This is a genomic window from Halosimplex marinum, assembly GCF_051414075.1.
In the GTDB taxonomy this organism is placed as follows: Archaea; Halobacteriota; Halobacteria; order Halobacteriales; family Haloarculaceae; genus Halosimplex; species Halosimplex marinum.
On record NZ_JBLKNY010000004.1, the window covers coordinates 476,326 to 502,682 of the forward strand.

23 protein-coding genes are annotated in these 26,357 nt (G+C 69.5%); 7 read left to right on the forward strand and 16 right to left on the reverse strand.

The genetic code is table 11. The features are described from left to right. Positions 1 to 235 precede the first annotated feature (235 nt). Positions 236 to 763 (forward strand): DUF7984 family protein, encoded by a 528-nt coding sequence (locus ACMGFI_RS10440; protein WP_436909451.1) that lies wholly within the window; start codon positions 236 to 238, stop codon positions 761 to 763. Between the two features lie 10 nt (positions 764 to 773). Here ACMGFI_RS10440 and ACMGFI_RS10445 read toward each other — a convergent pair whose 3' ends face one another. The 4 genes from ACMGFI_RS10445 to pdhA all read right to left on the reverse strand — a co-directional run bounded on the left by ACMGFI_RS10445 (position 774) and on the right by pdhA (position 5,149). Then, a complete protein-coding gene (locus tag ACMGFI_RS10445; protein ID WP_436909453.1) occupies positions 774 to 1,577 on the reverse strand; it encodes a hypothetical protein in 804 nt (267 codons plus the stop codon). After that, a complete protein-coding gene (locus ACMGFI_RS10450; RefSeq protein WP_436909454.1) occupies positions 1,574 to 1,840 on the reverse strand; it encodes a hypothetical protein in 267 nt (88 codons plus the stop codon). Before ACMGFI_RS10450 ends, ACMGFI_RS10445 begins: the two co-directional genes overlap by 4 nt. Before the next feature lie 2 nt (positions 1,841 to 1,842). Beyond that, on the reverse strand, positions 1,843 to 3,882 hold the full coding sequence (locus ACMGFI_RS10455) for an outer membrane protein assembly factor BamB family protein (protein WP_436909456.1): 2,040 nt from the start codon (positions 3,880 to 3,882) through the stop codon (positions 1,843 to 1,845). 130 nt (positions 3,883 to 4,012) lie between these two features. Continuing rightward, positions 4,013 to 5,149, reverse strand: a complete 1,137-nt coding sequence (pdhA, locus tag ACMGFI_RS10460; RefSeq protein WP_436909457.1) for a pyruvate dehydrogenase (acetyl-transferring) E1 component subunit alpha — start codon at positions 5,147 to 5,149, stop codon at positions 4,013 to 4,015. Positions 5,150 to 5,735: 586 nt separating this feature from the next. Between pdhA and proS the strand changes: the two genes are divergently transcribed. Together proS and ACMGFI_RS10470 are read left to right on the forward strand one after the other, a co-directional pair. Next, a complete protein-coding gene (proS, locus tag ACMGFI_RS10465) occupies positions 5,736 to 7,190 on the forward strand; it encodes a proline--tRNA ligase (RefSeq protein WP_436909459.1) in 1,455 nt (484 codons plus the stop codon). 355 nt (positions 7,191 to 7,545) lie between these two features. After that, positions 7,546 to 8,019: a DUF7109 family protein gene (locus ACMGFI_RS10470; protein WP_436909461.1), complete on the forward strand. Its 474-nt coding sequence runs from the start codon at positions 7,546 to 7,548 to the stop codon at positions 8,017 to 8,019. Here ACMGFI_RS10470 and ACMGFI_RS10475 read toward each other — a convergent pair. Then, on the reverse strand, positions 8,002 to 9,297 hold the full coding sequence (locus tag ACMGFI_RS10475; RefSeq protein ID WP_436909464.1) for an RNA-guided endonuclease InsQ/TnpB family protein: 1,296 nt from the start codon (positions 9,295 to 9,297) through the stop codon (positions 8,002 to 8,004). The two genes, ACMGFI_RS10470 and ACMGFI_RS10475, sit on opposite strands and share 18 nt — an antisense overlap. 338 nt (positions 9,298 to 9,635) lie before the next feature. On the opposite strand from ACMGFI_RS10475, the gene ACMGFI_RS10480 reads away from it, so the two are divergent. Beyond that, positions 9,636 to 10,274 (forward strand): NUDIX hydrolase, encoded by a 639-nt coding sequence (locus ACMGFI_RS10480; RefSeq protein WP_436909465.1) that lies wholly within the window; start codon positions 9,636 to 9,638, stop codon positions 10,272 to 10,274. A gap of 162 nt (positions 10,275 to 10,436) precedes the next feature. On the opposite strand, the gene ACMGFI_RS10485 is transcribed toward ACMGFI_RS10480, so the two are convergent. Continuing rightward, positions 10,437 to 12,497: an ABC transporter substrate-binding protein gene (locus ACMGFI_RS10485; protein WP_436909467.1), complete on the reverse strand. Its 2,061-nt coding sequence runs from the start codon at positions 12,495 to 12,497 to the stop codon at positions 10,437 to 10,439. Positions 12,498 to 12,770: 273 nt separating this feature from the next. Between ACMGFI_RS10485 and ACMGFI_RS10490 the strand changes: the two genes are divergently transcribed. Then, complete coding sequence (locus ACMGFI_RS10490) at positions 12,771 to 13,232, forward strand: MGMT family protein (protein ID WP_436909469.1); 462 nt, start codon at positions 12,771 to 12,773, stop codon at positions 13,230 to 13,232. On the opposite strand, the gene ACMGFI_RS10495 is transcribed toward ACMGFI_RS10490, so the two are convergent. The 3 genes from ACMGFI_RS10495 to lonB form a co-directional block, all read right to left on the reverse strand. Beyond that, positions 13,233 to 13,631: a hypothetical protein gene (locus tag ACMGFI_RS10495; protein ID WP_436909470.1), complete on the reverse strand. Its 399-nt coding sequence runs from the start codon at positions 13,629 to 13,631 to the stop codon at positions 13,233 to 13,235. A gap of 43 nt (positions 13,632 to 13,674) precedes the next feature. Next, the gene (locus ACMGFI_RS10500; protein WP_436909472.1) at positions 13,675 to 14,739 is read right to left on the reverse strand and encodes a CPBP family intramembrane glutamic endopeptidase; all 1,065 of its coding nucleotides are present in this window, start codon (positions 14,737 to 14,739) and stop codon (positions 13,675 to 13,677) included. A 97-nt stretch (positions 14,740 to 14,836) separates the two neighbouring features. Then, the gene (gene lonB, locus ACMGFI_RS10505; protein ID WP_436909474.1) at positions 14,837 to 16,984 is read right to left on the reverse strand and encodes an ATP-dependent protease LonB; all 2,148 of its coding nucleotides are present in this window, start codon (positions 16,982 to 16,984) and stop codon (positions 14,837 to 14,839) included. Between the two features lie 290 nt (positions 16,985 to 17,274). Here lonB and ACMGFI_RS10510 point away from each other — a divergent pair, with 290 nt between their 5' ends. Then, a complete protein-coding gene (locus ACMGFI_RS10510) occupies positions 17,275 to 17,814 on the forward strand; it encodes a nicotinamide-nucleotide adenylyltransferase (RefSeq protein WP_436909475.1) in 540 nt (179 codons plus the stop codon). A gap of 23 nt (positions 17,815 to 17,837) precedes the next feature. Here ACMGFI_RS10510 and ACMGFI_RS10515 read toward each other — a convergent pair whose 3' ends face one another. From ACMGFI_RS10515 to thsA, 4 genes are all read right to left on the reverse strand, one after another. Beyond that, positions 17,838 to 18,197, reverse strand: a complete 360-nt coding sequence (locus tag ACMGFI_RS10515) for a 2Fe-2S iron-sulfur cluster binding domain-containing protein (protein WP_436909477.1) — start codon at positions 18,195 to 18,197, stop codon at positions 17,838 to 17,840. A gap of 75 nt (positions 18,198 to 18,272) precedes the next feature. Beyond that, positions 18,273 to 18,929, reverse strand: a complete 657-nt coding sequence (gene dps, locus ACMGFI_RS10520; protein ID WP_436909479.1) for a DNA protection during starvation protein — start codon at positions 18,927 to 18,929, stop codon at positions 18,273 to 18,275. A 116-nt stretch (positions 18,930 to 19,045) separates the two neighbouring features. Then, on the reverse strand, positions 19,046 to 20,392 hold the full coding sequence (locus ACMGFI_RS10525; protein ID WP_436909481.1) for an APC family permease: 1,347 nt from the start codon (positions 20,390 to 20,392) through the stop codon (positions 19,046 to 19,048). A gap of 229 nt (positions 20,393 to 20,621) precedes the next feature. Next, positions 20,622 to 22,163 carry a thermosome subunit alpha gene (thsA, locus tag ACMGFI_RS10530; protein WP_436909483.1) on the reverse strand — a complete coding sequence of 514 codons (1,542 nt, stop codon included), beginning with the start codon at positions 22,161 to 22,163 and terminating at the stop codon, positions 20,622 to 20,624. 598 nt (positions 22,164 to 22,761) lie between these two features. On the opposite strand from thsA, the gene ACMGFI_RS10535 reads away from it, so the two are divergent. Next, a complete protein-coding gene (locus ACMGFI_RS10535; RefSeq protein ID WP_436909485.1) occupies positions 22,762 to 23,583 on the forward strand; it encodes an amidohydrolase family protein in 822 nt (273 codons plus the stop codon). Between the two features lie 464 nt (positions 23,584 to 24,047). Here ACMGFI_RS10535 and ACMGFI_RS10540 read toward each other — a convergent pair whose 3' ends face one another. From ACMGFI_RS10540 to ACMGFI_RS10550, 3 genes are all read right to left on the reverse strand, one after another. Continuing rightward, positions 24,048 to 24,950 (reverse strand): glycosyltransferase family 2 protein, encoded by a 903-nt coding sequence (locus ACMGFI_RS10540; RefSeq protein ID WP_436909486.1) that lies wholly within the window; start codon positions 24,948 to 24,950, stop codon positions 24,048 to 24,050. Between the two features lie 135 nt (positions 24,951 to 25,085). Beyond that, a complete protein-coding gene (locus ACMGFI_RS10545) occupies positions 25,086 to 25,796 on the reverse strand; it encodes a class I SAM-dependent methyltransferase (protein WP_436909488.1) in 711 nt (236 codons plus the stop codon). Positions 25,797 to 25,904: 108 nt separating this feature from the next. Then, positions 25,905 to 26,315: a pyridoxamine 5'-phosphate oxidase family protein gene (locus ACMGFI_RS10550; RefSeq protein WP_436909489.1), complete on the reverse strand. Its 411-nt coding sequence runs from the start codon at positions 26,313 to 26,315 to the stop codon at positions 25,905 to 25,907. Positions 26,316 to 26,357 lie beyond the last annotated feature (42 nt).

Consider the following 26,357-nt stretch of genomic DNA (forward strand, 5'->3'; position numbering starts at 1 on the left):
GGGTCGGACCGGCCGGTCGCCGGGCGGCGCCGGCGACTGTCCGCTCGTCGTCGCGCGCGCCACGGCGTGCCTGCCGGGGTCTGAGAGCAATACTCATAGGTCGGTTTTCCTGCTGGGGGAATCCACTCCGGACCCTAGACGGAAGTGTCCGGAAAACCGGCTTACTCCCCCCTAACCTCCCGTCGTTATAAAAGCCTTCGCAAACGAGTAGGCGATCCGACGCGAGAGAGTCGATATGCGAATCACACCGGACGCCGTCGCCGACCAGCACGAGTGGGTGCGCGAACGCGACGCCGTCGTCGTCGCGCTGATCAACGCGACCCGCGCGGACCTGGGCGACCGCTTCGACACCGAGGTCGACGAGGTGACTGCCGAGCAGTACCGCCGGGCCGTCGACGAGGTGTTCGCCGACGGCGACCGCGCCGTCAACGTCGCCGCACTCGTCGCCGTCCTCCGGGACCTCGACGTGCAGGGGGATTACCCCGGGTTCGTCGTCGACGAACTGCTCGGCCGGGAACTCGCGGGAATGATCGCGGGGGACCAGCCGCTGCGCCTGCTCGGCGAGGCCACCTTCCACTACGCCGACGTGGCCATCGAAGACACGGAAACGGCCGGCGAGGAGGCCGGCGGATCCGGCGGCGTCGACGACGGCGACCCCGCCGGCCTCGACGATCTCGACGCCGCACTCGCGGCGGGGTTCCAGACGCGACTCCCCGGGTGGGAGTGGCGGGAGGGCGAGAGCCCGTTCGCGGTCGACCCGTAGTCGACCGCCGTCACGGACGCGAGCGCACGTAGAAGAACGACCAGAAGGAGACGCCGAACAGGAACCCGACCGCGCCGAGCGGGTACTTCGTCCAGTCGGGCACCGGGTTCTGGAGGTACGGCGACAGCGTCGCCACGAGACCGGAGGTACCCGCCGGGCTGTACAGGACGGCGCCGGTGGTGGCGACGACCAGCCCGAGCGTCGCGGTCCACGACACGCGGTGGGCGAAGTAGCGCGCGTCGAAGGACACCCCGGCCAGCGTCAGGAAGAAGACGCCGATCCAGAACCGCTCGAGCGCCTCGGCCACGCTCCCGTCGCCGACGACGAAGACGGCGACCATGCTCGACGCGGTGTAGGCCGCGATGACGCCGACCGCGGCGAACAGCTTCGCCTTGTCGAGCAGCCGCGAGACGAGGTAGTCGACCCCCGATCGGAGGAGGGCGGCGACCGAGTCCCCGCGACCGCCCTCCCCGCTCCCGTCCAGGACGAACCCGAGCACCTTCTGGACGATCCGCGCGGTGATCGCGCCCTGGACGCACCGGCCACAGACGAACACGGACAGCGCGAACAGCAGCGCCAGTTCCCGGCGGACGACCGTGACGTACGTCGCGCCGGCGACGCTCGCGGCGAACAGCGCCGCCGCCGCGAACCCGAAGGGTCGGGAGTACGACCGCCACCCCCCGAGAGCGTTCGCCAGGAGGCGGTCGAACAGCCCCGCGAGGAGCAGGAGGAACCCCCCGGCGACGGCCGCCGTCGGGAGCCACGGCGGGATGACCTCCAGCGCGGCCGCGAGTTGGAGCGACGTCCCCGTCACGTCTCGTCGACCACGTACCTGATCGCGATGATGCTCACTGCGATCGGCGCGGCGAAGCCGACGAGTGTCAGCCCCCACCGGAGCGCCGCCCCCGCCGGCGGGACCGCCAGGAGGACCGCGACCGCACCGACGCACCCGACCGCGACGCCGAGGCGCGCCCGTCGACCGTAGCCGACCCTGACGGTCGCCATCAGCGCGACCGGGAGGGCGGCGAGGACGAACGCCGTCGGCCACGCGACCGCGACGAGCGACCGGAGCGACACGGTCACTCCACCTGCCGTTCCCACGTGACGACGATGAGGACCGCCACGACGGCCACGCCGAAGACGACCAGCGCCTCCGTCGAGAGCAGGCCCGCGACCACCGCCGTCAGCGCGCCCCCGACCGACTTCGTCGCCGTCGACGGCGCGGGACTCGCCCCCGCCCTGGACAACGCGGGCGAACCGCGTGCGGAGCCCTCCGACGGCGCGGCCGTCGACCCGCCGGTTCTCGACCCGGGTGTTCCCGGCCCCGTCGCGCCCGCGTCGGCGGTCGGGGGCTGCGTCCCCGCGGGGGAGGGCGTCGGTTCCGCGACCGACACCGAGGCCGTCGCCGACGCCGACGCGCCGTCGTCGTCGGTCACGGTGAGTTCGACGCCGTACGTTCCGGCCGACTCGAATGTGTGCGTGACGGACCGGCCGTTCGCGTCCGTCGTCCCGTCGCCGTTCAGGTCCCACTCGTAGGTCGAGACCGACCCGTCGGGGTCGGTCGAGGCCGACGCGTCCAGCGTGACCTGCCGGCCGGCGCGGGGGGTCGACGGGCTGACCGCGATCTCCGGCGACGGCGGCTCGTTCGGTTCGCGGACGGCGACCGACGTGCGGAGAGTGTCGGTCGCGCCCCCGGCGTCCGTAACGGTGAGGACCACGGCGTGGGTGCCGGGCTCCGAGAACTCGACGGTCGCCGTCTCGCCGGTCGCGTCGACGGTCCCGTCGTCCCCGAGGTCCCACTCGTAGCGCTCGATCGCGTTCTCGGGGTCGGTCGAGGCCGACGCGTCGAGGGTCACCGCCTCGCCGACGAGCGGTTCCGCCGGTTCGACGCTCGCGTCCGCGACGGGCGGGTCGTTGTCCGGGACGAGCGCGCGGATCTCGGCACCGCCGTGCAGATACACCGACTCCCCCGCGATCGCGGGGGTTTGCGTGCCCGGATACTCGTCGTCGGTGTCGTATTCGGCGGTCCACAGCTCCGTGCCGTCCGCGGCGTCGAACGCTCTCAGCCGCAGCGTGCTCTCTGACCCACTCGCGACGTACACCGTCTCGCCGTCCGTGGCCGGGCCTCTCGAAGAGACGCCGTCCTCCGCAGTCCAGACCTCGTCGCCGGTCTCGGCGTCGAACGCGTACAGCTCGTCGGCCGACACGATCACCCTGTCGCCGACGACGACGGGACTCCGATGCGGTCTGTGTCCGCTGTCGCTCCCCAGCGTCGCCTGCCAGACCCCGGTTTGCTCGGCGATGTCGACCCCGACGACGCGGTACTCGTCGCCCTGGAAACTGCCCACGTACACGCGGCCGTCCGCGACGACCGGGGAGGTCACGCCGCCGGCGTCGTAGTGCCACTTCTCGGTCCCGTCGCTTCGGTCGAGGGCCGTCAGACCGCCGACGTACACGGTGTCCTCGGTGACCGCCGGCGCGGGGCCCTCCTCGTAGGCGGTGGCGGCGTCGACCTTCCACTCGTGTTCGCCCGAACTCACGTCGACAGCGTGCGTGTTGGAGCCCCCGTAGACGTACGCCGTCCCGTCGGCGACGGTCACCGGGACCGAGATCGGGTCGATCCCCACCTCGTGGACCCAGCGTTCGCTCCCGTCGGCGGCGTTGACGCCGTACAGCTTCGCGCTCGTGTCCTCGAACTGCACGCTGCAGACGACGCCGCTGTCGACCGCCGGCGTGCTGTACCCCCACCCCTCACCGACGCCGAACTCCCACTGTTTCACGCCCATCTCCCGGTCGAACGCATACAACCCGTCCGCGGCTACGTACACGGTGTCCCCGTCGACGACCGGTGCCCGTCGCCACCCGGCGGCGCTGTCCGTGTCGAACGACCACGACTGCGCGACGCCGCCGCGGAGCGCCGACACCGGCGGAACCCGGCCGGTGTTCCGGGGGTCCCGCTGGTACTGCGGCCACGTCGTGCCGTCCGCCCGTCCCGCGTCGTCCGACGGCCTCGACGCCGCGTCGCCGTCCCGTCCCCGTTCGCCGACCCGGGATCCCGCTCCACCGATCGAGGTCGCCGCGGCGGCGCCCGCAGACGCCAGTAGCTCGCGTCGTAACATTACTGAAGCCACGTGGTAACTACGTTGTGCGGATACCACACGGAAACAAGTAGGTTGTGGAACCGGAGCGGCGGTCTCGACCGCGAGATGTCGTCAGCGGCGGGATCGCCGACCGGGGCGATCGCCTCCTTCAGTCTCGCAACAGCGCGTCGCCGTGGCGCTCGCGCAGCCGCCGGAGGCCCTCGCGCTGGCGGGCCAGGTGGTCGGGCACCTCGTCGTACACCTCGGAGAAGAGGTCGTCCGGGTCGGGCGCGGCCTCGGCTTCGGCCGCCTCGATGGCGTCGGCGACGCGCTCCTCGACGCGGGAGCCGATAGCGTCGACGCCCGCCTCGTCCAGCCGGCCGGTCTCGACGAGGAACGTCTCCAGGCGGTCGATCGGGTCCCGCTCGCGCCAGTACTCGACCTCCCCGTCGTCGCGGTACACGTCGGGGTCGTCGGCGGTCGTGTGGGCGCCGTAGCGGTACTCGACGGACTCGATCAGCGTCGGCCGCAGGTCCTCCGGGTCGGGGTCGAGGGCCTTCTCGCGGGCGTAGCGGACGACGGAGTAGACGGCGAGCGGGTCCATGCCGTCGACGCGGATCCCCTCGAACCCGTAGGCGTCGGCCTTCTGTGACAGGGTTGCGCTCGCCGTTTGGCGCCGCCGGGGGACGGAGATGGCCCACTGGTTGTTGTGACAGAGGAAGACGGCGGGCGCGTCGAACACGCCGGCGACGTTCAGCGCCTCGTGGAAGTCGCCCTCCGAGGTGGCCCCGTCGCCGAAGTGCGCGAGCGCGACGGACTCGTCGCCGCGGTGGCGAGCCGCCATCGCCGCGCCGGTCGCGTGGGGGAGCTGGGTCGCGATGGGGATCGCCTCGGGCGCGACGGTCGGTCCGTCCGCGGAACCGCAGGGCAACTCCGCGCCCATCAGCCCGCGGAGGATCTCGGGGAGGTCGAACCCCGCGACCAGCCGGACGGCGTGTTCGCGGTAGGTCGGGAACACCCAGTCGTCGCCGGCGAGCGCGAGCGTGCTCGCGACCTGGCCGGCCTCCTGGCCGCTCATCGGCGCGTAGGTCGCCAGCCGACCCTGTCGCTGCCAGCTGACCGCCCGCTCGTCGAAGTGCCGGGCCGCCCGCATCGCCTCGTACATCGTCACCAGCGCCTCGTCGGAGAGGTCGGGCTCGGTCGCGCCGGGGAGGAGCCGGCCGTCCGGGTCGAGGACCCGCACCTCGCCGCTGTCGTCGGCGTAGTCGTTCGTCCGTATCAGGTCCGTGTCTCGTATCGTGCTCATGGTGTCGTTGTCCGCTCGTCCGCAGTGTCGCCTGTCGAAGGTACGGAGCGTCGACCGGCGACGGCACCGCAGGGGGCGCCGTCGAACTGCGCTATCCTGTCGCGAAAGACTCCGCCAGCGGTGTCGGGAAGCGTCGGTCCGCGGTGTCGCGTCGGTCGCGCAGCGAAGCGGACGCCGTCCGCGCCGGGCTGGCGGAGGACATACGTGTACGGAAGCGCGGTTTATACTTAATTATTGTGTGGTATTCCGAACCACACCGCACGAACGTCCGGCTTTGCGGCCGTCTACGGCCAGATCAAGAGACGACAGGTCTGATCGGTCGGCGTCGGAGACGGCCGTTCGCTGACGGATCTGTCCGTGCGGCGACGGTGCCGGTCGACCGTCGCCGGGGCTGTCGGCGGCGCCGGCGGTTCGGGAGTCCGAACCGGGGCTTCGTCAGGTCGCTTCAACCGCGCGAGCGTCCAACTGGAACTCGGGGACACCGCCGCGCTCGGGGATGGTCCGGTGACAGTTTATATATCTACGGGAGCGGTGCCGGTCGGCAGAACGCAGTCGGTTTAACACAGCGCGGTCTGAGTAGCTATCAATGAGTGGCGAACAAGAGCTCGGCATCACCGAGAGCAAGGAGCATTCGACGGGCGAGTGGTACGCCGAAGTCGTGCAGAAGGCGGAGCTGGCCGACTACGCGCCCATGGGCGGGTTCATCGTCACCCGCCCCCGCGGGTACGCGGTCTGGGAGCGCATCCAGGACCACCTCGACGGCTGGTTCAAGGACACCGGGGTCGACAACGCCTACTTCCCGATGTTCATCCCCGAGAGCTACCTCGAACGGGAGAAGGACATCGTCGAGGGCTTCGACCCCGAGGTCGCGTGGGTGACCCACGGCGGCTACGAGGAACTCGAAGAGCGCCTCGCCGTCCGCCCCACCAGCGAGTCCATCATCACCCCCTTCATCGCGGACTGGGTCCGCTCGCACCGCGACCTGCCCATGCGGCTCAACCAGTGGTGTTCGGTCGTGCGGTGGGAGGCCACCGAGACCAAGCCGTTCTTCCGCACGAAGGAGTTCCTCTGGCAGGAGGGCCACACCGCCCACGCCGACGAGGACGGCGCCTGGGACGAGACGATGACCCGCCTCGACCAGTACGAGCGCCTCTACGAGGACGTGATGGCCATGCCCGCGCTGAAGGGCCGCAAGCCCGAACACGACAAGTTCCCCGGCGCCCACACCACCACGACCATCGAGACGCTCATGCCCGACGGCAAGAGCGTCCAGGCCGCCACCTCCCACTACCTGGGCACCTCCTTCGCCGAGGCGTTCGACATCACCTACGCCGACGAGGACGAGGAGGAACAGACCGCACACACGACCTCCTGGGGCCTCTCGTGGCGCTCGATGGGCGCGCTCATCATGCTCCACTCCGACGACCAGGGACTCGTGCTCCCGCCCACGCTCGCGCCCACGCAGGTCGTGATCGTCCCCATCTGGCAGGAGGACAACAAGGAGGAGGTACTGGAGTACGCTGCCGACGCCGCCGCCGAACTCGACGAGGCCGGCGTCCGGGTCAATCTCGACGACCGCGACAACCGCAACCCCGGCTTCAAGTACAACGAGTGGGAGCTCAAGGGCGTCCCCCTCCGCATCGAGGTCGGCCCCAACGAGGTCGACGACGGGGAACTCACGCTCGTCCACCGCCCCGACGGCGAGAACAGCGTCGAGAGCCGCGACGACATCGCCGCCACCGTCGAGGGGCACCTCGACACCGTCTACGCCAAGCTCTACGCCAGCGCCGAGGAGACGCTGGAAGGCGAGATCCGCGAGGCCGACTCCCGCGAAGAGATCCTCGGTACCATCGGCCAGCACGGCGGCTACGTCAAGTCCGGCTGGTGCGGCGACGAGGACTGCGAGGACCCCATCAAGGACGCGCTGGCCGCCGAGATCGTCATGGTCCCCCTCGACCGCGACGAGGAGCCCGTCCACGACGACTGCGCCATCTGCGGCGACGAGGCCGAGGAGACCGCCTACTGGGCGAAGACCTACTGAGGCCATCTTTTTCGCCGGGGGAGGGGTTTTCCTCGCTCGCTTCGCTCGCTGCGGGAACCCCCCGGCCCAAAACATGAGTGAAAAAGCCGCATCTCGGCCTTCGGCCTCGATGCGGTGAACCGGCGCCGAAGGAGTCGGATGCTAACTACAGACCATGGACTTGCCACGCCGGCATCCGCGAGCGAAGCGAGCGGTTCACCGGACGCGAGGGAGCACAGCGACCGAGTCGTCCGGCATTTTTCCCCACGTTTTTCCGGCGGAGGACCCCCGCAGCGGTCCCACGGGCCGCGAGGAGCTCTCCGCCGGAAAAAGTGGGAAGCGAACGCTGAAATGGGCCGGCGTCGTGGCCCCGGGTATGAGTCTCGTCGCCGACGAACTGGCGGGCGTGGTCGACCTGTTCGGGGGGTTGACCCGCGAGGAACTCCACCGCGGGCTCGAAGAGCTGGCGTACAAGCGCGGCGAGGAGCCCGACGCCGACGCCGTCGCCGCGGCCGTCGACGCCGCCGTCGAGAGCTACCACCTCGTCCCCGTCGAGCGCGACGACGCGACGCTGCTCGTCGCCGGCCCGACTGCGTTCCCGACGCTGCCCGAACGCGCGGAGGATCTCCCGCACATCATGGACGTGGAGGAGCGGGCGGTCGACCGCGAGACCGCCGCGGCCGCCGCCCGGGACCGGCTCGACGCCGAGGCGGTCGCGGTCGCCAAGACGGGCGACGCCGACCGCGCCGACGCGCTCGTCGAGGTCTGTTACGACCTGGAGACGTGGGCCGCCGTCGACACCGCCGACCTGCGCGAGCGACTCGACGACGTGTCAGTGACCCACGACTGAAGTCGTGGGCTTGTCAGTGGACTCCCCCTCTGCCGTCGAATCAACGGAGGCGTGGAACTCGCCGTTCAGGTTCAGCGTCCCTGACGTGAGCGCACACTGACAGGGTGCGCCTCCACCCGAAGACGTCTGCCCCGAGTGGAGTTTCTTGAGAAGTTTGCGAGCGATGTTCTTACTCGCGTTGTAATCCGCATTCAGTTCGTACTCACACTTCTGACACACGAACTGGTGTTTCGACCGTCGATTGCTCTCGTGCGTAAATCCGCACGAGGAACACCGTTGAGACGTGTACGCAGGACTCACCTGCGCAACCCCAATACCGACCATCTCGGCTTTGTACTCGACATACTCGACCAAGCGTCGGAATGCCCATGCGTGGAATCGCTTCGCATCAGCCATCCGCTTGCGAATATCGGTCAGATTCTCGAAGGCGATGTGCGTACAGTCGTGGTCGCGGGCTTCTTCTAGGATCTGGTTCGAGGCGCAATGTAGTTCGTCCTGCATCCAACGGTGTTCGCGGTCCTCCATCGACTGAATCGATAAGTGCGCCGACCGCGTCCCTGCCTGTTGCATCGACCCGCGAGTCTTCTCGAACTCGCGGCGGCGATGATTCATCTCGTCGGCGTTCCCGATGAACGCACCTGTGGAAGTCACGGCAAGCGAACCATCCACGTTCAGGTCAACACCGAGGACTGTTCTGTGCTCGGGGTTGGGAGACTCAGTCGTGGACTGTTCGTCGTCTGTGCTTCGGCGCATCCGTGCGTGGAGGTAGAACGACTCCGTGGGGCGGTCGTACTGGAGGGTGGACGTGCGGAACTCGTAGTCCTCGTTCAGCAGGTACTCACCAATCGGTGTTCCCTCGGCGTCGTCGGGAATCACGTAGTCGCACTCGACGCGACCGTTTACCGCCGAGAGCGATACGTGGTCGCGGTGGAACGTCGCACTTCGCTTGTCGTAGACGACGCTCCACGCATCGAAGTGTGGTTGACTCGTATTGTCGCCGTTCTTGAGTCGTGCGACCCCGCTTTTCGTGGCCTCGATGGCGCGTCGAATCCCCTTCTGGACGAGGTTCGCGGTCAACTCCGTTTCGGTGCGAAGTTGATCGTAGAGGGCGGTCTCGGCTTTCTGTTTCGAGGTTATGCAGTAGTCGTTCGGGTGTCTCCACGCCCACGCTGCGGTCGTGTTCGCACAGTGGAGGAACTGGTCTTTGGTCTGATGGAGGTCGTCGCACCGTTCGTCGGGCACGTCGAGTTTGACTTTGACGGTGCGAATCACCTCCATCGATAGTTCACATATCGAACAGATTTTTTATAAATTATACGGTTGCCATGGGGGGGTCGGCCTGCTATCGTTCGTGGTTTGAGTCGAGGCTTGGCGGATTCCTCCCACGGCTAAAGCCGTGGGCTTCCTCCTCGAACCACTGTGATACGGATTATTGCAAGTCATTCCGGGATCGACTGCACGCAGTCGTGCGGTCGCCCCGGTAAACGCTTGCAGTAATCCGTATGAGTCCCCCGCCGGCGACTCGCCGACCGAGTCGCGTCACGGTTCGTCGGTCCGACCGCCGTTCCTTCGAGGGTAACCCGCCAGTTAAGACGACCCGGGCCGTTCGGCCGGGTATGGACCTGTCGCGGGTGCGGGAGCGCGACCCGGTCGAGCTGACGGCCGAGGGGTCGCGAGCGGAGGGGAGCGACCGCCTCACCGGCGAGGAGCGCGAGGCGGCGGTCCTGGCGCCGGTCGTCACCCGCGACGGCGCAGACCACGTCCTGTTCACGAAGCGGGCCGACCACCTCAGCGACCACCCCGGACAGATGAGCTTCCCCGGCGGCGGCCGCGAACCCGAGGACGCGGACCTGCTCGCGACCGCGCTCCGGGAGGCTGGCGAGGAGATCGGGCTCCGCGCGGAGGAGGCCGAGGCCGTCGGACGCCTCGACGACATCCGGACGATCACCGACTACCTCGTCCGGCCGTTCGTCGCCCGCGTCGCCGACCGCGAGTACCGACCCGGCGACGAGGAGGTCGCCGAGGTGGCCGTCCTCCCCGTCGAGGGGCTCACCGACCCGGACAACTACGAGAGTGAGCGCCGCGACCACCCCCAGTACGGGGAGATCCGACTGCACTTCTTCCGCGTCGACGGCGTCACCGTCTGGGGCGCCACCGCCAATATGCTCGTCCAGCTACTCGAACTCGCGACCGACTGGGAACTGCCGCCCGAACCCGACCGGACCGTCGACGCCGACGCCGACCTCCCCGGCTGAACGCGGGGCCGCGTCCGGACTGCGCTCCGTCCCCTCATCCGACCGCTCCGGAGAGCCGCTTCGGTCGAAGCGTCGGGACTGACGGCGCGAAAGAACGGAGCGAACTCGGACGGCCGGGTCGGTGCGTGACCGAAACGACGAGTCGAACCCGCGGTCAGCCGCTTACTGCGGCGGTTCGAAGTCGGTGTCGGTGCTGGCCTGGGCGATGCCGCCGAGCACGAGCACGTCCTCGATACCGAACGAGCGCTCGTAGTCGAACGCGCGGGCCGAGGGGTCCGGCCAGTCGAAGTCGCGGACGTCGCCGAACGACCCCATCAGGTACTGGTGGAAGACGAAGTGCGGGACGTAGAAGTTGTAGTACTTCGCGCAGGTGCGGTACAGTTCCTGGAGTTCCTCCTCGCTGTTCCCGGGCGCGCGGATCTGGTTGACGGTCTCGACGAGGTTGACCTCGGTCGCGTTGTCGAGGTCGGGCGACTTGCCGGCCTCGTCGGGCGCCTCGAAGGCGCCTGGCTCGTTGGGCACGTCCTGGACGATCGGCTTGCCCTGGGTGTCGACCTCGTCCTCGGGGTCGGCGTCGAAGGGGTTGCCGGTCGGGCTGCCGGCGACAAGGCCCAGGTCCCACCACGCGCCGCGGTCGTGGTAGTACTGGAAGACGTACGGGTCGCCGTGCCAGAACATGGTCGAGTCGTAGTTGAGCCCCTCGCTCGGGTTGATCGAGGCCGACCAGTTGCTCCAGCCCATCGTGGTGAAGTTCACGCCGAAGCCCCAGTTGGCGAGGTTCGCGCGGATGGTCTGGGCGCCCTGGACGTTAGCGGGGCTGCTCGACCGCGAGGAGAGGTCGATCGACGCGGGGTTGCCGTTGGGGTCGACCCACTGGCCGCCCTGCTTGCTGTAGCCCGCCCGCCGCATGTACTCGTTGGCGTTCTCCTTGTTCGAGGACCGCGAGTAGAGGTGCAGGCTATCGAGGAAGTCCTCGGAGAAGGTGCTCTCGGACTGGGCGTCCAGCAGGAAGGTGTCGTGCTGGGTGACCTGGGAGGCGTCCTCGCCCCAGCCGTTCGCGGAGACGGCGTTCCAGTCGATGGCCTCGATGAGCGCGCGGCGCACCCAGAGGTTCTGGAGGTGCTCGTTCTGCCAGTTGAGCTGCCAGACGTCGCCGCCCGTCGCGCGCAGCCACCGGGTGAACTCCTGCATGTAGTCGGGCAGCGACGAGCGGGTGGTCGCCCCGCTGTCGGTGACGGCCCCGTCGTCGAGGTCGAGCACGCCCTCGTTGATGAGCGTCTGGCGCCGGTCGCCCTCCGCCCAGTAGATGGAGAGCTTCTCGATGTTGGTGTTCTCCGCGTTCGGGTGATCGGGGTTCAACCGGAGGAGCATCCGCTCGGAGCCCACGTCGTCCATCGACTCCAGCCGGTAGGGGCCGGACCCGGCGAGCATCTCGTCGGTGCCGCCCTCCATGGCGATCCGGTCGAGGCTGATCCGGTCGCTGACGAGTTCGTCCGTGATCGAGCTGACCTGGTCCGAGTTGCCCGCGTCCCGGTACCGTTCAAGGTACGGCTCGGTGAAGTCCGGGTGGATCGGCGGGTTGCCGTCGACCGGGCCGGCGTTCGATTCGAGCACGACCCGCGCCGTCGGGTTGGGCTCCTGCTCGGGGACCGACCCCTTCGCCTGCCACTGGTGGAGCGTCCACTGCTCTTCGGCTCGCTGGTTGAACGTGGTGCCCTCGGTGAACTTGTTCCCGTCCTGGAACCAGTGGACGTGGTTGTGTTTCTCGCGGGCGACCGCGTCGTGGGGGTCACCGTTCCAGTAGGTCGAGCGGTCGTCGTGGTGGTCGTACCAGTCGTACGGCGGCTCGACCTCGTAGCCCGAGATCCACGTCATGATCTCGACCTCCTCGTGGTCGGGCTTGTGCGGTGTCGGCACCGTCGTCCCGCTGTAGGAGTTGTTCGTCGTGTGGACGTTCCGCAGCCCGTGGAGGTCCGTCATCCACAGGTCCGGCCCCGTGTTGCTCTGTGGCGTCCAGGGGTTCCAGTCGAACACGTCCGGCGAGTTGCCGACTGCCCAGTTGATCTGGCGGGTCACCGGCTCTCGCTCGGTCGCGGTGGCGCTGTCGGTCTCGGTGTTACCACCGTCGCCGCCGTCGCCACCGTCGCCGCTGGGCGTCGGTGTCGGGGTGTCCTCCGAACCGGGTGTGTCGGTGGATCCACCGTCGCTCCCACAGCCAGCCACGCCTGCGGCTCCCATTCCAGCCAGTATCTGCGCGTACCGGCGTCGCGATAACTCCTTGTCACGGATGCTGCCAGGCTTCCGCATATTCCACCAAATTGACGGCTGCCATATAAATTCAACTATCGTTATAAAAACAAATTGGCCGGACCGTCGCCGGCGTGGGCGGTAGCAGCGGGTCCGGTGGCGACGAGTCGCGCCGCGAGCGGCGGCCGCCGGTCGGGAGGCAGATCCCTCGTACAAATATTCAAGGACCAACCACCCCGAGTGGGAAGTATGAACGAGGAGGCGGGGATCTACGCGCGCGAGTCGTCGTATCTCGACCGGCACGTCCAGTTCGGGGCGGCACAGGGGCGGGTGCTCTCGGTGAGTTTCCCGGAAAGTCCGGACGACGAGGCGGTCGACGACCACGCATTGCTCGACCGGATCGAGGAGTACCTCGCCGGCGCCGAGGACGACTTCGCCGACGTGACCGTCGCGCTGACGGTCCCGACCGACCGGCGCGCGGTGCTGGAGGCGGTCCGGGAGATCCCATACGGCGAGCAGGTGAGCGTCGACCGGCTCGTCCGGATGACGCCCGACGGCGACCCGGACGACGAGGAGGACGTGCGCACCGCCCGGAGCGCGCTGGCCGACAACCCCGCGCCGCTGCTGATCCCGGACCACCGGGTCCGCGACGGGCCCAGCGCCGCCCCCGCGGAGGTCGAGCAGCGCCTGCGCTCGCTCGAAGGGCTGTAGTCAGGCCGCGGTCCCGTCCGCGTCTTCGGCCCCGTCCGAGAGGATCAGCAACATCGCGGCGAAGGTGGCGAGGTCTCCCAGGAGCGAGAGCGTCCCCGTCCCGACCGCGAACCACGCGACGCCGGCAGGTATCGGCCCGGCGACGACCGCCGACAGCACGAGCGCGGTCCCGCCGACGACGAGCAGTCCGCCGGCGAGCAGGCGCGCCTGCGCGTCCGTCCCGGCGACGGCCACCGCGCCGACGCCCCCGAGGACGAGCGCCAGCCCGACCGCGAGGTCGGTCGGTGGAAACGCCAGGCCGCCCGTCGAGTCGGTCACGGCCACCGCGAGCCACGCCAGCGCGAGCAGCACCCACCCCGCGAGCGTCGCTCGGCGGACCAAGGCGTCGTCGACGTTCATGCGCGACCGTTCGACCGGTTGTCACTAAACGGCAACGCTCCGCTTACGACCAGACGGGGTCGGGCAGGCCGAGCCCCTCGTGGACGAGAAACTCCAGGGCGTTGACGAGGTAGTGGGCGACGACCACCACGAGGAGGCTCTCGGTGAGGACGAACCCGGCTGCGAGCGCGAAGCCGAGGCCGCCGGTGACGAGGACGCCCACGCGGCCCTGGGCGCCGTGGCCGAGCGCGAACGCGACCGACGAGACCACCGCCAGCAGCCACGGCGAGGCGTCCAGCGCGGGCGTCACCGCGCCGACGACCGCCGCCCGGAAGATGAACTCCTCGACGACCGCGATGGTCGGCAGCGTCGCCCCCAGCAACAGTCCCCAGCCCCGGACGCCCTCCGGCGCGAGCAACTCGCGCAACCCCTCGTCGTAGTCGGCGCCCGAGGCCGCCGCCAGCCCGGAGGCGAGTTCGTTGCCGACCCAGAGGACGACCCCGAACGCCACGCCGACGGCCACCGCCGGGAGTCCCGTCGAGAGCGGGTCGCCGCTGACGCCCAGCGCGTCGAGCGGGACGCCGAAGTACCAGGCTCCGCCCGCGAGGATGGCGCCGAACAGCCCCTGCGTGAGCGCCACGTTCAACAGGAGCACTCCGGGCGACATCGCCGGTCCCTCCCGGGCGTTGTGCGCGACCGCGGGTTCGAGCGGCTCCCGCACCCGGTCCGCCTCGGCGGCGCCGGGTCGATCCGCGTCCTCGGTCGGGCCCACCGCCCCGTCGGGCGCCAGCGGGTGCGCGACCGGCGAGGACCCGGGAGCGTCCCCCGCCTCGTCGCCGTCGCTGTTCCCTGCCGCGTCCCGTCCGGTCGCGTTCGGGTCCCGTTCGGCCGCGTTCGGGCCCCGCTCGCCCGCGGCAGGGTCGCGTCCGTCGAACCCAGACCGTCCCGACGGTCGCGGCTGCTTCGGGTCCGCCGCCTCGTCGTCCCCGTCGCCGTCGACGACGCCCTGCGAGAGCCGCGCGAGGATCAGAAAGCCCGCGAGGACGGCGGCGACGAGCCAGGCGAACCCCGCGAGATCCGTCTCGGGGGCGGTCTGGAGGGCGGGGCCGACGGCCGGCGAGAGCGTCACACCCGGAGTTGGGACTCGGCGGTCGAAAGTCGTTTCGGAGCCGAAAGAAGCGAGAACGCGGTCCGAACGGGTGCGGCGTCGCGGCGGCGACGCGCGGTTACTGCGGGCTCGGGGAGCCGCCGGTCTGCCCGACCTCGCGCTGTTCGAGCGCCTTGCCCGTGATGGACTTGAGGCGGTCGACCAGCGAGTCCTTCTCGGGCTCGCCGGCCAGCGCGACCTCCAGCACCTCGGAGATGTGCTGGACCGGGATGATCTCGATCTCGTCTTTGAACTCGTCCTCGATCATCACGTCCTGCTCGTTGGCCTTCGGGATGATGACCGTGTCGAGCCCGGACTTGGCGGCGGCCTCGATCTTGTGGGTGACGCCGCCGACCGGGAGCACGTCGCCCCGGACGGACAGCGAGCCGGTCATCGCGAGGTTCTGCTCGACGGGCACGTCCTCCAGCGCGGAGATGACTGCGGTCGCGACCGTGATCGAGGCGGAGTCGCCGTCGACGCCGCTCTCGCCGGCCTGGACGAACTGGATGTGGACGTCCTTCTCGGAGATGTCCTCGTCGCTGAACTTCTTGATGATGGCCGAGACGTTCTGGACCGCCTCCTCGGCCATCTCCTGGAGCTGGCCGGTGGCGATCACTTCGCCGGGACCCTGTGAGGGCGTGACCTCGGCCATGACGGGGAGGACGATACCGGAGTCCTCGCCCATGACCGCGAGGCCGTTGACGCGGCCGACCACGTCGCCCTCGTTGACGGTCAGCTCGTAGTCCTTGCGCCGTTCGATGTAGTTGTCCGCGAGCTGTTGCTCGATCGAGCGCGACCGGCGCTTGGCCTGGAGCACGTCCGCCCGTTCGGTGAACTCCTTGTCCTCGGCGCGGGCGATGTCGCCCGCGACGCGGACAAGCCCGCCGATGTCACGTAGCTTCAGCGAGAGGTGACCCTTGCGGCCGGACCGGCGGCGGGCCTCGAGGATGACCTCCTCGACGGCCTCCTCGTCGAAGTGGGGCAGGCGGCCGTCCTTCTCGACCTCCTGGGCGACGAAGCGGGCGTACTTGCGGCGCATCTCGGGGTCGTCGTCGATGGTGTCGTCCATGTACACCTCGTACCCGTAGCCCTTGATACGCGAGCGCAGGGCCGGGTGCATGTTCTCCATGGCGTCGAGGTTCCCGGCTGCGACCATGATGAAGTCCGTCGGGACGGGCTCGGTCTGGACCATCGCGCCCGAGGAGCGCTCGGACTGGCCGGTGATCGAGAACTCGCCCTCCTGGATGGCCGTCATCAGCTTCTGCTGTGAGCGGATGTCGAGCGTGTTGATCTCGTCGACGAACAGCACGCCCTTGTTGGCCTTGTGGATGGCCCCGGCCTCGACGCGGTCGTGGCTCGGCGTCTCCATGCCGCCGGACTGGAACGGGTCGTGGCGGACGTCGCCCAGCAGCGCGCCGGCGTGGGCGCCGGTGGCGTTCTCGAACGGCGCGACCTGCTGGTTGGCGTTGTTGACCAGCAGGTTCGGGATCATCGCGTCGTTGCCCCGCGAGCCGTAGCGGAAGGCGAGATAGACGACGCCGGCCGCGAGGATGCCCAAGAGTACGGAGCCCTGGATGAGCAGCGCGTACCCGATGATGATCGCGATGATGATCCACATCAGGAACGACCGCATCTGGTTGCGCTTGCGCGCCTCCTCCTTGTGCGCGTCGACGATCTGTTCGCCCTTCCCCGCCGGCACGGTGCGGATCTTCGGCTCGTTGCCGTCGTCGGGGTTGTGGTAGACGAGCACGTCCTGCAGCTCCTCCTTGGGGAGCAGCTGGCTCATCGCATTCGCCAGCATCGACTTGCCCGTCCCGGGCGAGCCGATCATCATCACGTGGCGGCGCTGCTTGGCCGCCTTCATCACCACGTCGCGGGCGTGGTCCTGTCCGATTACCTGGTCGACCTTGCGGTCGGGGACCTCGATCTCGGCGGTCGTCTCGATGTCGAGCCCGCCGAGCAGGTCCTCGTCGGCGTTCTCGACGACCGCCTCGTCGGCGTCGATCTCGACGGCGCTCCCGAGGTCGTCGCCGGTCGGAACGGCCCTCTCGCCGTCCCCGGACCCGTCGGCGTCCGACTCGTCGCCGCCCTCGGCGTCGCCCGGCGACCCCGGCTCTCCCCCTCGCTCGTCGGGAGTCGAGTCCGGCGCCTCGTCGGCCACGCCGACCTCCTCGGTCTCGTCCGCCTCGTCGGCGGACGGATCGTCGGTGTCGATATTTTCACTCATATAAGCGATTCTGACATCAGAAGCCAAGGGCTGTTTATTGATATACTTTCTCCCCTCTGGAGATCGGATAACGCCCTCAAATCGACGGACACGAGCGGTTTCGGCACGCTCGGAGTACACGGCTCCTACCGGTCACCTCGGAAAAAACAGGGGGTGTCTAGCCGCGACACGCGGCGGGTGACCGTCGCGCGGTCGGTACCGCGAGTCGCCGTCGAACGGATACCGGCCGCGCCCGCGGACCGCCGGGCGAGACACGGGGGTTAATGTGGTCGCTCCGCACACGGTGGCGTATGACGCGCGGGTTCTACATCGGGCGCTTCCAGCCGTTCCACAACGGCCACCGGGCGATGGTCGACCACATCGTCGACGAGGTGGACGAGCTCGTCCTCGGCATCGGCAGCGCGGACGCCTCGCACACCGTCCGCAACCCCTTCACTGCGGGCGAACGCGTGATGATGGTGAGCAAGGCCGTCCAGGACGTGGACGTGCCGACCTACGTCGTCCCCATCGAGGACATCGACCGCAACGCCGTCTGGGTCAGCCACATCCAGAGCATGTCCCCCAGCTTCGACGTGGCCTACTCGAACAACCCCCTGGTCGTCCAGCTGTTCGAGGAGCGGGGCATCGAGGTGCGCCAGTCGCCGATGTTCGACCGCGAGCGCCTGGAGGGTAGCGACATCCGACGGCGGATGCTCGCCGACGACACCTGGACCGACCGCGTCCCCGACGTGGTCGCCGACGTGATCGACGAGTTCAGCGGCGTCCAGCGCCTCCAGACCGTCGCCAAGGACGACGTGTCCGAACGGTGGGAAGCCGAGGAAGACGACTGAATCGGTGGCTCCGGGGCCTCGACCTACGGCGTCGGCTGCAGCCCGTTTTCCTCGCGGTGTTCCTTCATCGCGATCTCCGCGCAGGCGCGCAGCCGCAGGTCCGAGCGGGGCTTGGCGACGCAGGTGAGCGCGAACCCCGCCTCCGCGTCGATGTCGTAGTACCGCTTCGCGTCGCTGTGGTCCAGGTCGCCGTCCAGCACCTCGGCCGCGCAGGTCGTACACCACCCCTGCTGGCAGAACGCCGGCAACCAGATCCCCCGGTCGCGGGCGGCCGCCAGGACGTACTCCGACTCGTCGACGTCGACGGTAACGCTCCCGCCGGGGTCGACGCCCTCGATGTCGTGCTCGTCCGGCACCTCGATCTCGACCGAATAGGTGGTCACGGGCACGGTTGGGCCCGCACGCCGTTGAGCGTGGCGGCCGCCGCGAAGGGGCGGAAACCGGAGCCGGTCGGCCGCTCAGGCGCTGTCGTTGATCCGGCGGTTCGTCGAGTAGGGCGCGTCGCCGGGCTCGCCCCGGACGAAGTGGCCGGCGGGGTTGATCTCGCCGTCGCGCTCCATCGAGAGGAGCTCGACGAACCACGCCTCGTGTTCGATCTCCTCCTGGAGGATCCGCTGGGCCATGTCGAAGGTCCGGCGGTCCTTGCCCTCGGTCATGTCGCAGATCTCCGACCAGGTCCGGATGGCACAGCGCTCCGCTTCGAGCAGGACTTCGAGGGTGTCCTCGGCCGTCAGGTCCTCCGTGTCCGGGATGTCGCCCTCGTAGGGGACCGGGAGTTCGGCGTCCGGACAGGAGGCCCCGTTCGCGAACTCCCGGATGTCGTTGGGCAGGGCCCCGCCGAGTTCGTATATCCGCGGCGCGACGAGTTCGAAGTGCGCCCGGTCCTCCAGGCGGGCGTCCTCGGTGATCTCCTTGTAGTCCTCGTGGCCGGCGAGGTGCATCCGCAGGTTCGTGTAGTAGTAGTAGGTCGTGAACTCGGCGCCGGCGGCGGCTTTCAGCTTGTCGATCAGTTCGTCCACGTCGAGGCCGCGCTCTTCGAGGCTCGTCACGCCCACTCGCTGTGAGGTGTCTCCGGGTTCGATGCTTCCGCCGGCGTGGGGTTTGTCGTCGGACATACACGTCCCCACTCGAAGCGGCGCCACTTGGGTCGGTGTCCGGCGTTCGCAACCCGCTCTTAGGCGGCCCGGTCGTGACGCCGGCGCCGTCGATCCGGCCGGGGAGTGCCCGGCGGTCAGACGATGTCGGGGCCGACCGACTCGACCTCCTCCTCGATGGCGTCCCGTTCGAAGTAGAGCAGTTCGACGGTGACGGCGACGACCGAGACGGCGACCACGACGTAGAACGTGTGGCGCTGGTTCGTGTAGAGGTGCCAGAAGAGGAGCGGCAGGAACGCGGCGGTGCCGACCAGTCCGACCGCGGGCGGGAGTGGGTTGACCCGGTCGTGGTCCCGTTCCCGGAGCGCGAGGTAGCTCATCGACCCGAAGACGACGATGAACGCGACCGACGCGAAGGAGGTGATCCCGCCGAGGCTCCCGACCGCCGCGAACGCAGCGGTGACGACGCCCAGGAGCAGTAGCGTCCGGGTCGGGATCCCCTCGGCGGCCGAGTCGCCGATCCGGTCGGGCAGCAGGTCGTCGGAGAGCATCCCCTTCGCGAAGTGGCCCGTCGAGAACAGCGTCGCGTTGATGGCCGAGCCCGTCGAGAACAGCGCCGACAGCGAGATGGCGAACGTCCCCGCCCGGCGCAGGCCCAGCGGGTCCGCGATCGCGCCGGCGGCGTCGGCCAGCGCCGTGTGGGGGTGGGTGCGTAGCGCCTCGGGCGCCAGCGCGATGGTGACGACCGCGACCAGCGCGTAGATGGCCACCGCGAGCGGGACGGAGACGTACACCGCCTTCCTGATCGTCTCGACGGGCTCGGCGATGCTCTCCTGGTCGTAGAAGAGCAACTGCCACCCCTGGAAGGCGACGAACGAGACCGCCGCGGCGACGACCGGGCCGAAGGAGGTGAGCCGGGAGAGGCCCAGCGAGAGCGTCGCGCCGTCGGCGCCGGTGGCGACGTAGGCGACGCCGCCGACGCCGAACGCGACGAGGACGCCCACCTTCGCCGCGACGAGGACGTTCTCGGCGCCCCCGGTCGCCTGGGCGCCCAGCAGGTTCAGCCCGACGAACCCCGCGACGGCGAGCACGGAGACGACCGGGCGGAGCGGGACCGCCGCGACCGAGTCGGGCACTCCCTCCAGCGCGACGGTGAACTCGCCGAAGGCGAAGGCGTACATCGCCATCGACCCGACGTAGCCGAAGAGGAGCGTCCAGCCGACCATCCCCGCGAGCGTCGAGTTGCCGACGAACGACTGGACGAACGAGACGGAACCGCCCTGGTTGTCATCGTCGATGTCGTTGAGCGCGTTGTAGGAGTAGCCCGCACAGCCGGCCACCAGGCCCGCCAGCGCGAACGACGCCCACGTCGCGGGGCCGGTGATCCCCGTGACGACGCCGAGGACGGCGTAGATGCCGCCGCCGATCATCCCGCCCAGCGCCATCGACACGCTCTCTTTCAGCCCGAGTTGTGCTCCGGACACGACTGGGTCGGTGTTCGGCCCTCGCCCGGTTGAAGGTGGCGCCGGCGAACCGCCCCGGGTTGGACGACGGACCGCAGCGGCGACAGACAACGGGGCGCGGCCGGCAGGTGCGCCGCTGTCCGGACGGGGTGGGAAAAATCGGGGAGTGCGCGTTCGGAAGCCCGACAGGGGGTCGCGTTAGCTCGCCTCGGATCTCGGCGAGTTATGCGCTCGCGACGAGACGCTCTCGTTAGCTCGCCGAGATGACGTCGTCGATGCGGACGATCATCGTCGCGGCCTCGGCGGCGGACTCGACGGCCTCGTGCTTGACGGCGACGGGGTCGAGCACGCCCAGTTCGACGGGGTCGTCGATGACGCCGGTCTGACCCTCGGAGATGATGCCGGCGATCCCCTCGCTCTCGTACTCGGCGCGGAGGTCGACCAGCGCGTCGATCGGGTCCATACCCGTGTTCTCAGCGAGCGTGCGCGGGAGCACGTCGACGGCGTCGGCGAAGGCCTCGACGGCGAGCTGCTTGCGGCCCTCGACGCTGGCGGCCTCGCTGCGGATGTGGTCGGCGATCGCGATCTCGGCGGCGCCGGCGCCGGGGACGACGCCGCCCTGGTCGAGCGCCGCGGTCACCACGTCCAGCGCGTCGCCGAGGACGCGCTCCAGTTCGTCGGTGACGTGCTCGGTGCCGCCGCGGGCGAAGACGGTGACCGACTGACCGGCCGCGCCGTCCTCGACGAAGGTGACGTACTCGTCGCCGAACTTCTCGACGCCGATGGAGCCGGCCGAGCCCAGGTCGTCGGCCGCCAGCTCCTGGACGCCGGCGGCCCGCGAGAGGCCGGTCGCGTGAGCGAGCTCCTCGCCCTCGTCGTCGCCGACCTCGAAGGCGGCGACGCCGTTCTTCGCGAGGATGGCGGCGACCTGGTCGGCCACGTCGCCGTCGACGAACAGCACGTCGACGCCCAGGTCGATGACGTGCTCGGCGTAGCCGCGGAGTTCGTTCTCCTCGGCCTCGATGGCGGTGTTGAGGTCGTCGACGCTGGAGACGTTGTACTCGGCGTCGATGGAGGCCTCGCGGACCTCGATGTCGTCGTTGACGAAGGCGATCTGCGGGTCCTCGAAGCTGGTCGGCATGTTGTCGTGGACCGGCTCCTCGTCGACGAGGACGCCGTCGACCAGCCGCGTGGCCGAGGAGGAGGAACCCGTCTGCGTGTAGACGGTGATGTTGTCGCGGACGACGCCGCCGTCGCCGGCGACCCGGCGGACGGCGTCGACGACGACCTCGGCGAGCCGGTCGGCGGAGACGTCGCCGGTGCCCTTGCCCGTCATCGACGAGCGGGCGACCGTCTCGAGGAGCTCGTCGTCGAGTTCCTCGTCGAGCTTGATCTCGTCGACGGCCTCGTGGGCCATCGAGAGCGCCTCGTAGTACCCCTCGACGATGGTCGTCGGGTGTACGTCGTCGTCGAGCAGGTCCTCGGCCTGGCTGAGCAGCTCGCCGGCGAGCACCGCGGCGGTGGTGGTGCCGTCCCCGACCTCGGACTCCTGGGTCTCGGCGACCTCGGAGATCATCTGGGCGGCCGGGTGCTCGATGTCCATCTCGTCCAGGATGGTCGCGCCGTCGTTCGTGATGACGACGTCGCCGCTGTCCGAGACGAGCATCTTGTCCATGCCGCGCGGACCGAGTGTGGTCCGGACGGACTCGCTGACGGCCTTCCCGGCCGTGATGTTGGAGCTCTGGGCGTCTTTCCCTTGCGTGCGTTCACTGTCCTCGTTGAGGATGAACATCGGCTGTCCACCCATGCGTCGCTGGCCAGATGACATGGTTGAGTTTCATCTATTCATCGTTAGCGGTTCTATATAAATTTTTCCAAGCCTCCCCCGCAACCACCGCCAGCGGTGTGTGAGGAGTCACCATTCGCCCGCCCGGGAAGCGTTTATATACGATGAATCTCGGCGGGGCGATGCCACCGGATTCGGGCGTGGGGAACCGGGGAGGCGGTGCGGTCGGCGCGCGCTGGAGCGCGCGTTCATGCGCGCGACAACAGCCGCGCGAGGGATGAGCCATCGCAGGCCGGAGGCCGAGAAGCGCAATCGGCTGGGGAGGTTCGTGGCCCTCTGCGGTGTTGTGCGGTCCCTGGTGGACTGAACGGGCGAGGCGCGCTCGCGTCCAGTTCAGTCGCCTGAGCGACCCCTATCCGCGCGGGCGGTGCCGAGAGCGCGGATATGTCGCTCAGCGACCGCGAGCGCGTCGAGGGCGTTCGGCGGTTGCTGTCCACGGCAGTCGATCCGGTTCAGAGCGAGCGCGGCGAGGGCGTTCACCGTTCGTCGTCGAATGCGGTCGCTCCGACAACCGTTTTAACCACCTCCACACATGGTAGGGTGAATGCTGGAGCTGGAGCACGGGTTCCGGGTGGTCGACGTACACGCGCGGCTGGAGCCGGACGAGGACCGGCGCCAGCGGGCGGGGCTGGGCGACCCCGAGCGGCTGGAGCGGGAGATGCACCAGGCCGGCGTCGTGCGGTCGCTGGTGTTCCCGAGCGCCCGCGAGGGCAACTACCTGCCGGCGAACAACGCCGTCGCGCGGATGAGCGTCGGCCGGCCGTTCGTCGCGGTCGCCCGGATCAACGGCGCCCGCGACCCCGCGGACACGACCGCCGCGAAACTCCGGAACCTCACCGCGAGCCGCCGCGACCACCACACCTCCCCCGGCGACGTGGAGCAGTACGCCTACGACGATCGGTTCGTCGGCTTCAAGCTCCACCCCGCCCGCGACGGCCTCCCCGACGAGGAGGTCCTCGAAGGGCTGGCCGACGTGGGCCTGCCGACCATCGTCCACGGCGGCCGCGAGTTCCCGCCGGAGGCCGTCGAGGCGACGCTGCTGGAGTACGACTTCCCGGTCGTGCTCGCCCACTTCGGCGGCCACCCGCTCGACCGGGAGCTGATGGAGCGCAGCATCGACATGCTGGACTACTCCGGGTCGCTGTACCTGGACACGAGCTTCGTCCGCTACCGCGACCCGCTGGAGCGGGCGATCATGGAACACCCCGACCGGGTCTGCTTCGGCAGCGGCTCGCCCGCCGCCCACCCCAACGTCGCCGTCATGGAGGTCCTCACCCTCGACGTACCCGAGGACGCCATGCGCAAAGTCTTCTCGAACAACCCCGGCCGCGTCTTCGACGCGCTCGCACCCGCCGGCGACGGATAGGGAGTTCTCGGCTCAGATGTCTGGGACAGGCCCGGTGGACTGTCCGTCGCGACACCTCCAGTCGAGAGCGAACGGTGAACGCTCTGCTCGAACTCCCTCTAAACCGGCTCCACTCCCGTGGACGGCAACCGCTGAACGCCCTCGACGCGCTCGCGGTCGCTGAGCGACATATCCTCGCTCCGCTCGGGTAGCGGTCGCTCAGACGACTACATGAACGCGAGCGCGTCTCGCCCGTTCAGTCCGCCAGGACCGCAACAGCACCGCAACCGCAGACGGCCACATACCTCCCCAGCCGATTCGCTCCTGTCGTCGCTCATCCCTCGCGCGGTGTTGTCGCGCGCATGAACGCGCGCTCCAGCGCGCGCCGACCGCACCGCATCCGCTACTCTCACCGGCAGCGTTCGTCAGAAGTGCCTGCACAGGTCGTTCGGACACTCGCTATTCGGAGTTCGAGAGTGAATCGGTCAGCGACGGTCGTAGACGGCGACGGCCCGGTCCGAGCGGGCCGAGCGGCCGTAGGGGTTGCGGCGGTCCGAGCGGTCGAGCAGGCGCGCCCAGGCGCCGTCCTTGGCGCCGACGGCCAGCCCGGAGAGCACGTCGCGGCCGGTGGTGAGCCAGTTCGAGGGCGTGCCGTCGCCGCGGGCCACGTCCCGCAGGGAGTCCAGTGCGTCGCGGCCGGCGTGGGTCACCATCCGCGCGGCCACCCGTGGGCGGACGCCGTAGTTCTTGACGAGGCGGTAGGAAAGCGAGCGGTACTTCCAGCCGGGGTCGCTCGTCGGCCCGCCGCCGTCGGCGCCGACCTCGCGGGCGACGCCCATCTCGGACTGCCAGGAGACGGCGTAGTCGAGGTTCGCGAGCCGGTGGGCGCCGTCGCGGGCGCTACCGATCTCGAGGTACTCGTCGAAGCCGTCCAGCGCGTCGAGCGCTCCCCGCGAGAAGGCGACGTTGCCGCCGTTGAAGTAGGTGATCTCGCGGCCGGCGAGCGCGTCGGACTCGACCGCCTCCGTGGTCATCCCCCCGCGCAGTCGCTCGTGGACGGGACCGGACACCACGTCGGCCCCGTCCAGGCCGGCGACCAGCGCGTCGTGCCACTCGTCGGTCACGGCCAGCCCCTGGTCGACCAGCGCGACGACGTCGCCGGTGGCCTGTTCGATGCCGGCGTTGCGCGCGGCGGTGACGGTGCGGTCGGCGACCTCGACGAGCACGTCCACGTCGTCGCGCTCGCGGACCATCCCGGTCGTCCCGTCGGTCGACGGCCCGTTGACGACCACCACCTCGGCCGCCGGGACGTGTTCGGCCAGCGCGTCCAGCGTCCGTGCGAGTTGCTCCCGGCCGTCGAGCGTCGGAACCACCACCGAGAGCTGCATACTGTCCGTAGCAGCCTCGACGCGTATAAAAGCCGTGGGACGACCGGCCCCCGCGACGGCGAGACGCAGTGCGAGAACCGGGCGACTGCGAGCCGGGAGCGTCCGAGCGGGGGCGGGGAGCGGCGGGCGGCCGCGCTACTCGACGGTGGCGTCCCAGTAGGAGATCGACGCGAGGCTGTCGCCCAGCGGCGTGCGGTCGAGCCCCTCCTCGACGCGGCGGAAGGCCTTCGCGACGCCGCCGGGGAGCTTGCGGTAGAGGCCGAACGGGACGACGAACTCGTGGGTCTCGTCGGTCAGCCGCAGGTCGGCGGCCGCGAGCATCCCGTCGACCTCCCGGCGGGAGTACAGCCGCGACCCCATCGGGAGCGCCCAGTTGTACAGCGACCGCCCGGAGAATCGGTTGTACGTCTCGAAGACGACCTGGTCGCTCGAGACGCGGGCGAGTTCGCGGAGGTACTCGGCGGGCTCGTCGACGAGGTGGAAAAAGCGGATGGCGAACACGGAGTCGAAGTGGTCGTCCGGGAAGGGGAGACGGGCCGCGTCCCCGCGCAGGAACTCGAGGTGGTCGTCGACGCCGGCCCGGTGGGCCTTCCGGCGGCCCTCGCCGAGCATCGGCGCCGAGATGTCGAGCCCGACCACGTCCGCGCCCTGCCGGGCGAGCATCACCGAGAACCGGCCGGTGCCGCAGGCGATCTCGAGTATCTTCCTGCCCTCGACGGGCGCGAGCGCCTCGCCGACCGCCTCCTTCTCCAGCCGGTCGGTGAGCCGACCCCCACCGCGGGAGAAGCGCTTGTCCTCGTAGGACTCGACGACAGTTTCCTGCTGGTACCACTCCTGACCCTTCACGATACCCGAATTTCCCGCCGCGGGGGGCAAAAGAGTACTGAAAGCGGTCGGGGGCGACACGCGCCGTCGGGCGTCGGTCGCCGACCGCCGGTGCTCTCCCCAGGGTCGCTACGAGACGTCCGACGCGAACACCTCGTCCGGCCGGATCTCCACGATCACTCTCGGGCCGGGGTCGTCGTCGTAGCCGGGGTAGGTGTCCACCCCCAGGTACCGGGACGCGAGCTCGTCGATGTGGGCCTCCGCGCCCTCCTCGGTCAGCGTAGTCACCTCACCGACCACCGACAGGTAGCGGTACGCGTCGTCGGGGTCGACCATGCTCACGCCGACACGGGGGTCCTCGCGCACGTTGCGCTCCTTCCGGCGGCTCCGCGCCGTGTTGACCAGGACCCGGTCGGCGTCGGGGTCGTAGTCGATCCAGACGGGCGTGACGTGCGGGAACCCCTCCGGCGTCAGCGTCGCGAAGTGCGCGTAGGTCTCCTTGTCGAACAGTTCGTGATACGACTCCGGGATCGACGCCATACCGGAGCGTCGGCCCACAGCGACGAAAAGGTGTGTTCGGGG

Excerpts from the sequence above, each read along its gene's own strand:
- ACMGFI_RS10440 (WP_436909451.1), top strand. The coding sequence starts at position 236 with ATGCGAATCACACCGGACGCCGTCGCCGACCAGCACGAGTGGGTGCGC.
- ACMGFI_RS10455 (WP_436909456.1), bottom strand. The coding sequence starts at position 3,882 with ATGTTACGACGCGAGCTACTGGCGTCTGCGGGCGCCGCCGCGGCGACC.
- pdhA (WP_436909457.1), bottom strand. The coding sequence starts at position 5,149 with ATGAGCACGATACGAGACACGGACCTGATACGGACGAACGACTACGCC.
- proS (WP_436909459.1), top strand. The coding sequence starts at position 5,736 with ATGAGTGGCGAACAAGAGCTCGGCATCACCGAGAGCAAGGAGCATTCG.
- ACMGFI_RS10470 (WP_436909461.1), top strand. The coding sequence starts at position 7,546 with ATGAGTCTCGTCGCCGACGAACTGGCGGGCGTGGTCGACCTGTTCGGG.
- ACMGFI_RS10475 (WP_436909464.1), bottom strand. The coding sequence starts at position 9,297 with ATGGAGGTGATTCGCACCGTCAAAGTCAAACTCGACGTGCCCGACGAA.
- ACMGFI_RS10480 (WP_436909465.1), top strand. The coding sequence starts at position 9,636 with ATGGACCTGTCGCGGGTGCGGGAGCGCGACCCGGTCGAGCTGACGGCC.
- ACMGFI_RS10490 (WP_436909469.1), top strand. The coding sequence starts at position 12,771 with ATGAACGAGGAGGCGGGGATCTACGCGCGCGAGTCGTCGTATCTCGAC.
- ACMGFI_RS10495 (WP_436909470.1), bottom strand. The coding sequence starts at position 13,631 with ATGAACGTCGACGACGCCTTGGTCCGCCGAGCGACGCTCGCGGGGTGG.
- lonB (WP_436909474.1), bottom strand. The coding sequence starts at position 16,984 with ATGAGTGAAAATATCGACACCGACGATCCGTCCGCCGACGAGGCGGAC.
- ACMGFI_RS10510 (WP_436909475.1), top strand. The coding sequence starts at position 17,275 with ATGACGCGCGGGTTCTACATCGGGCGCTTCCAGCCGTTCCACAACGGC.
- dps (WP_436909479.1), bottom strand. The coding sequence starts at position 18,929 with ATGTCCGACGACAAACCCCACGCCGGCGGAAGCATCGAACCCGGAGAC.
- thsA (WP_436909483.1), bottom strand. The coding sequence starts at position 22,163 with ATGTTCATCCTCAACGAGGACAGTGAACGCACGCAAGGGAAAGACGCC.
- ACMGFI_RS10535 (WP_436909485.1), top strand. The coding sequence starts at position 22,762 with ATGCTGGAGCTGGAGCACGGGTTCCGGGTGGTCGACGTACACGCGCGG.
- ACMGFI_RS10540 (WP_436909486.1), bottom strand. The coding sequence starts at position 24,950 with ATGCAGCTCTCGGTGGTGGTTCCGACGCTCGACGGCCGGGAGCAACTC.
- ACMGFI_RS10550 (WP_436909489.1), bottom strand. The coding sequence starts at position 26,315 with ATGGCGTCGATCCCGGAGTCGTATCACGAACTGTTCGACAAGGAGACC.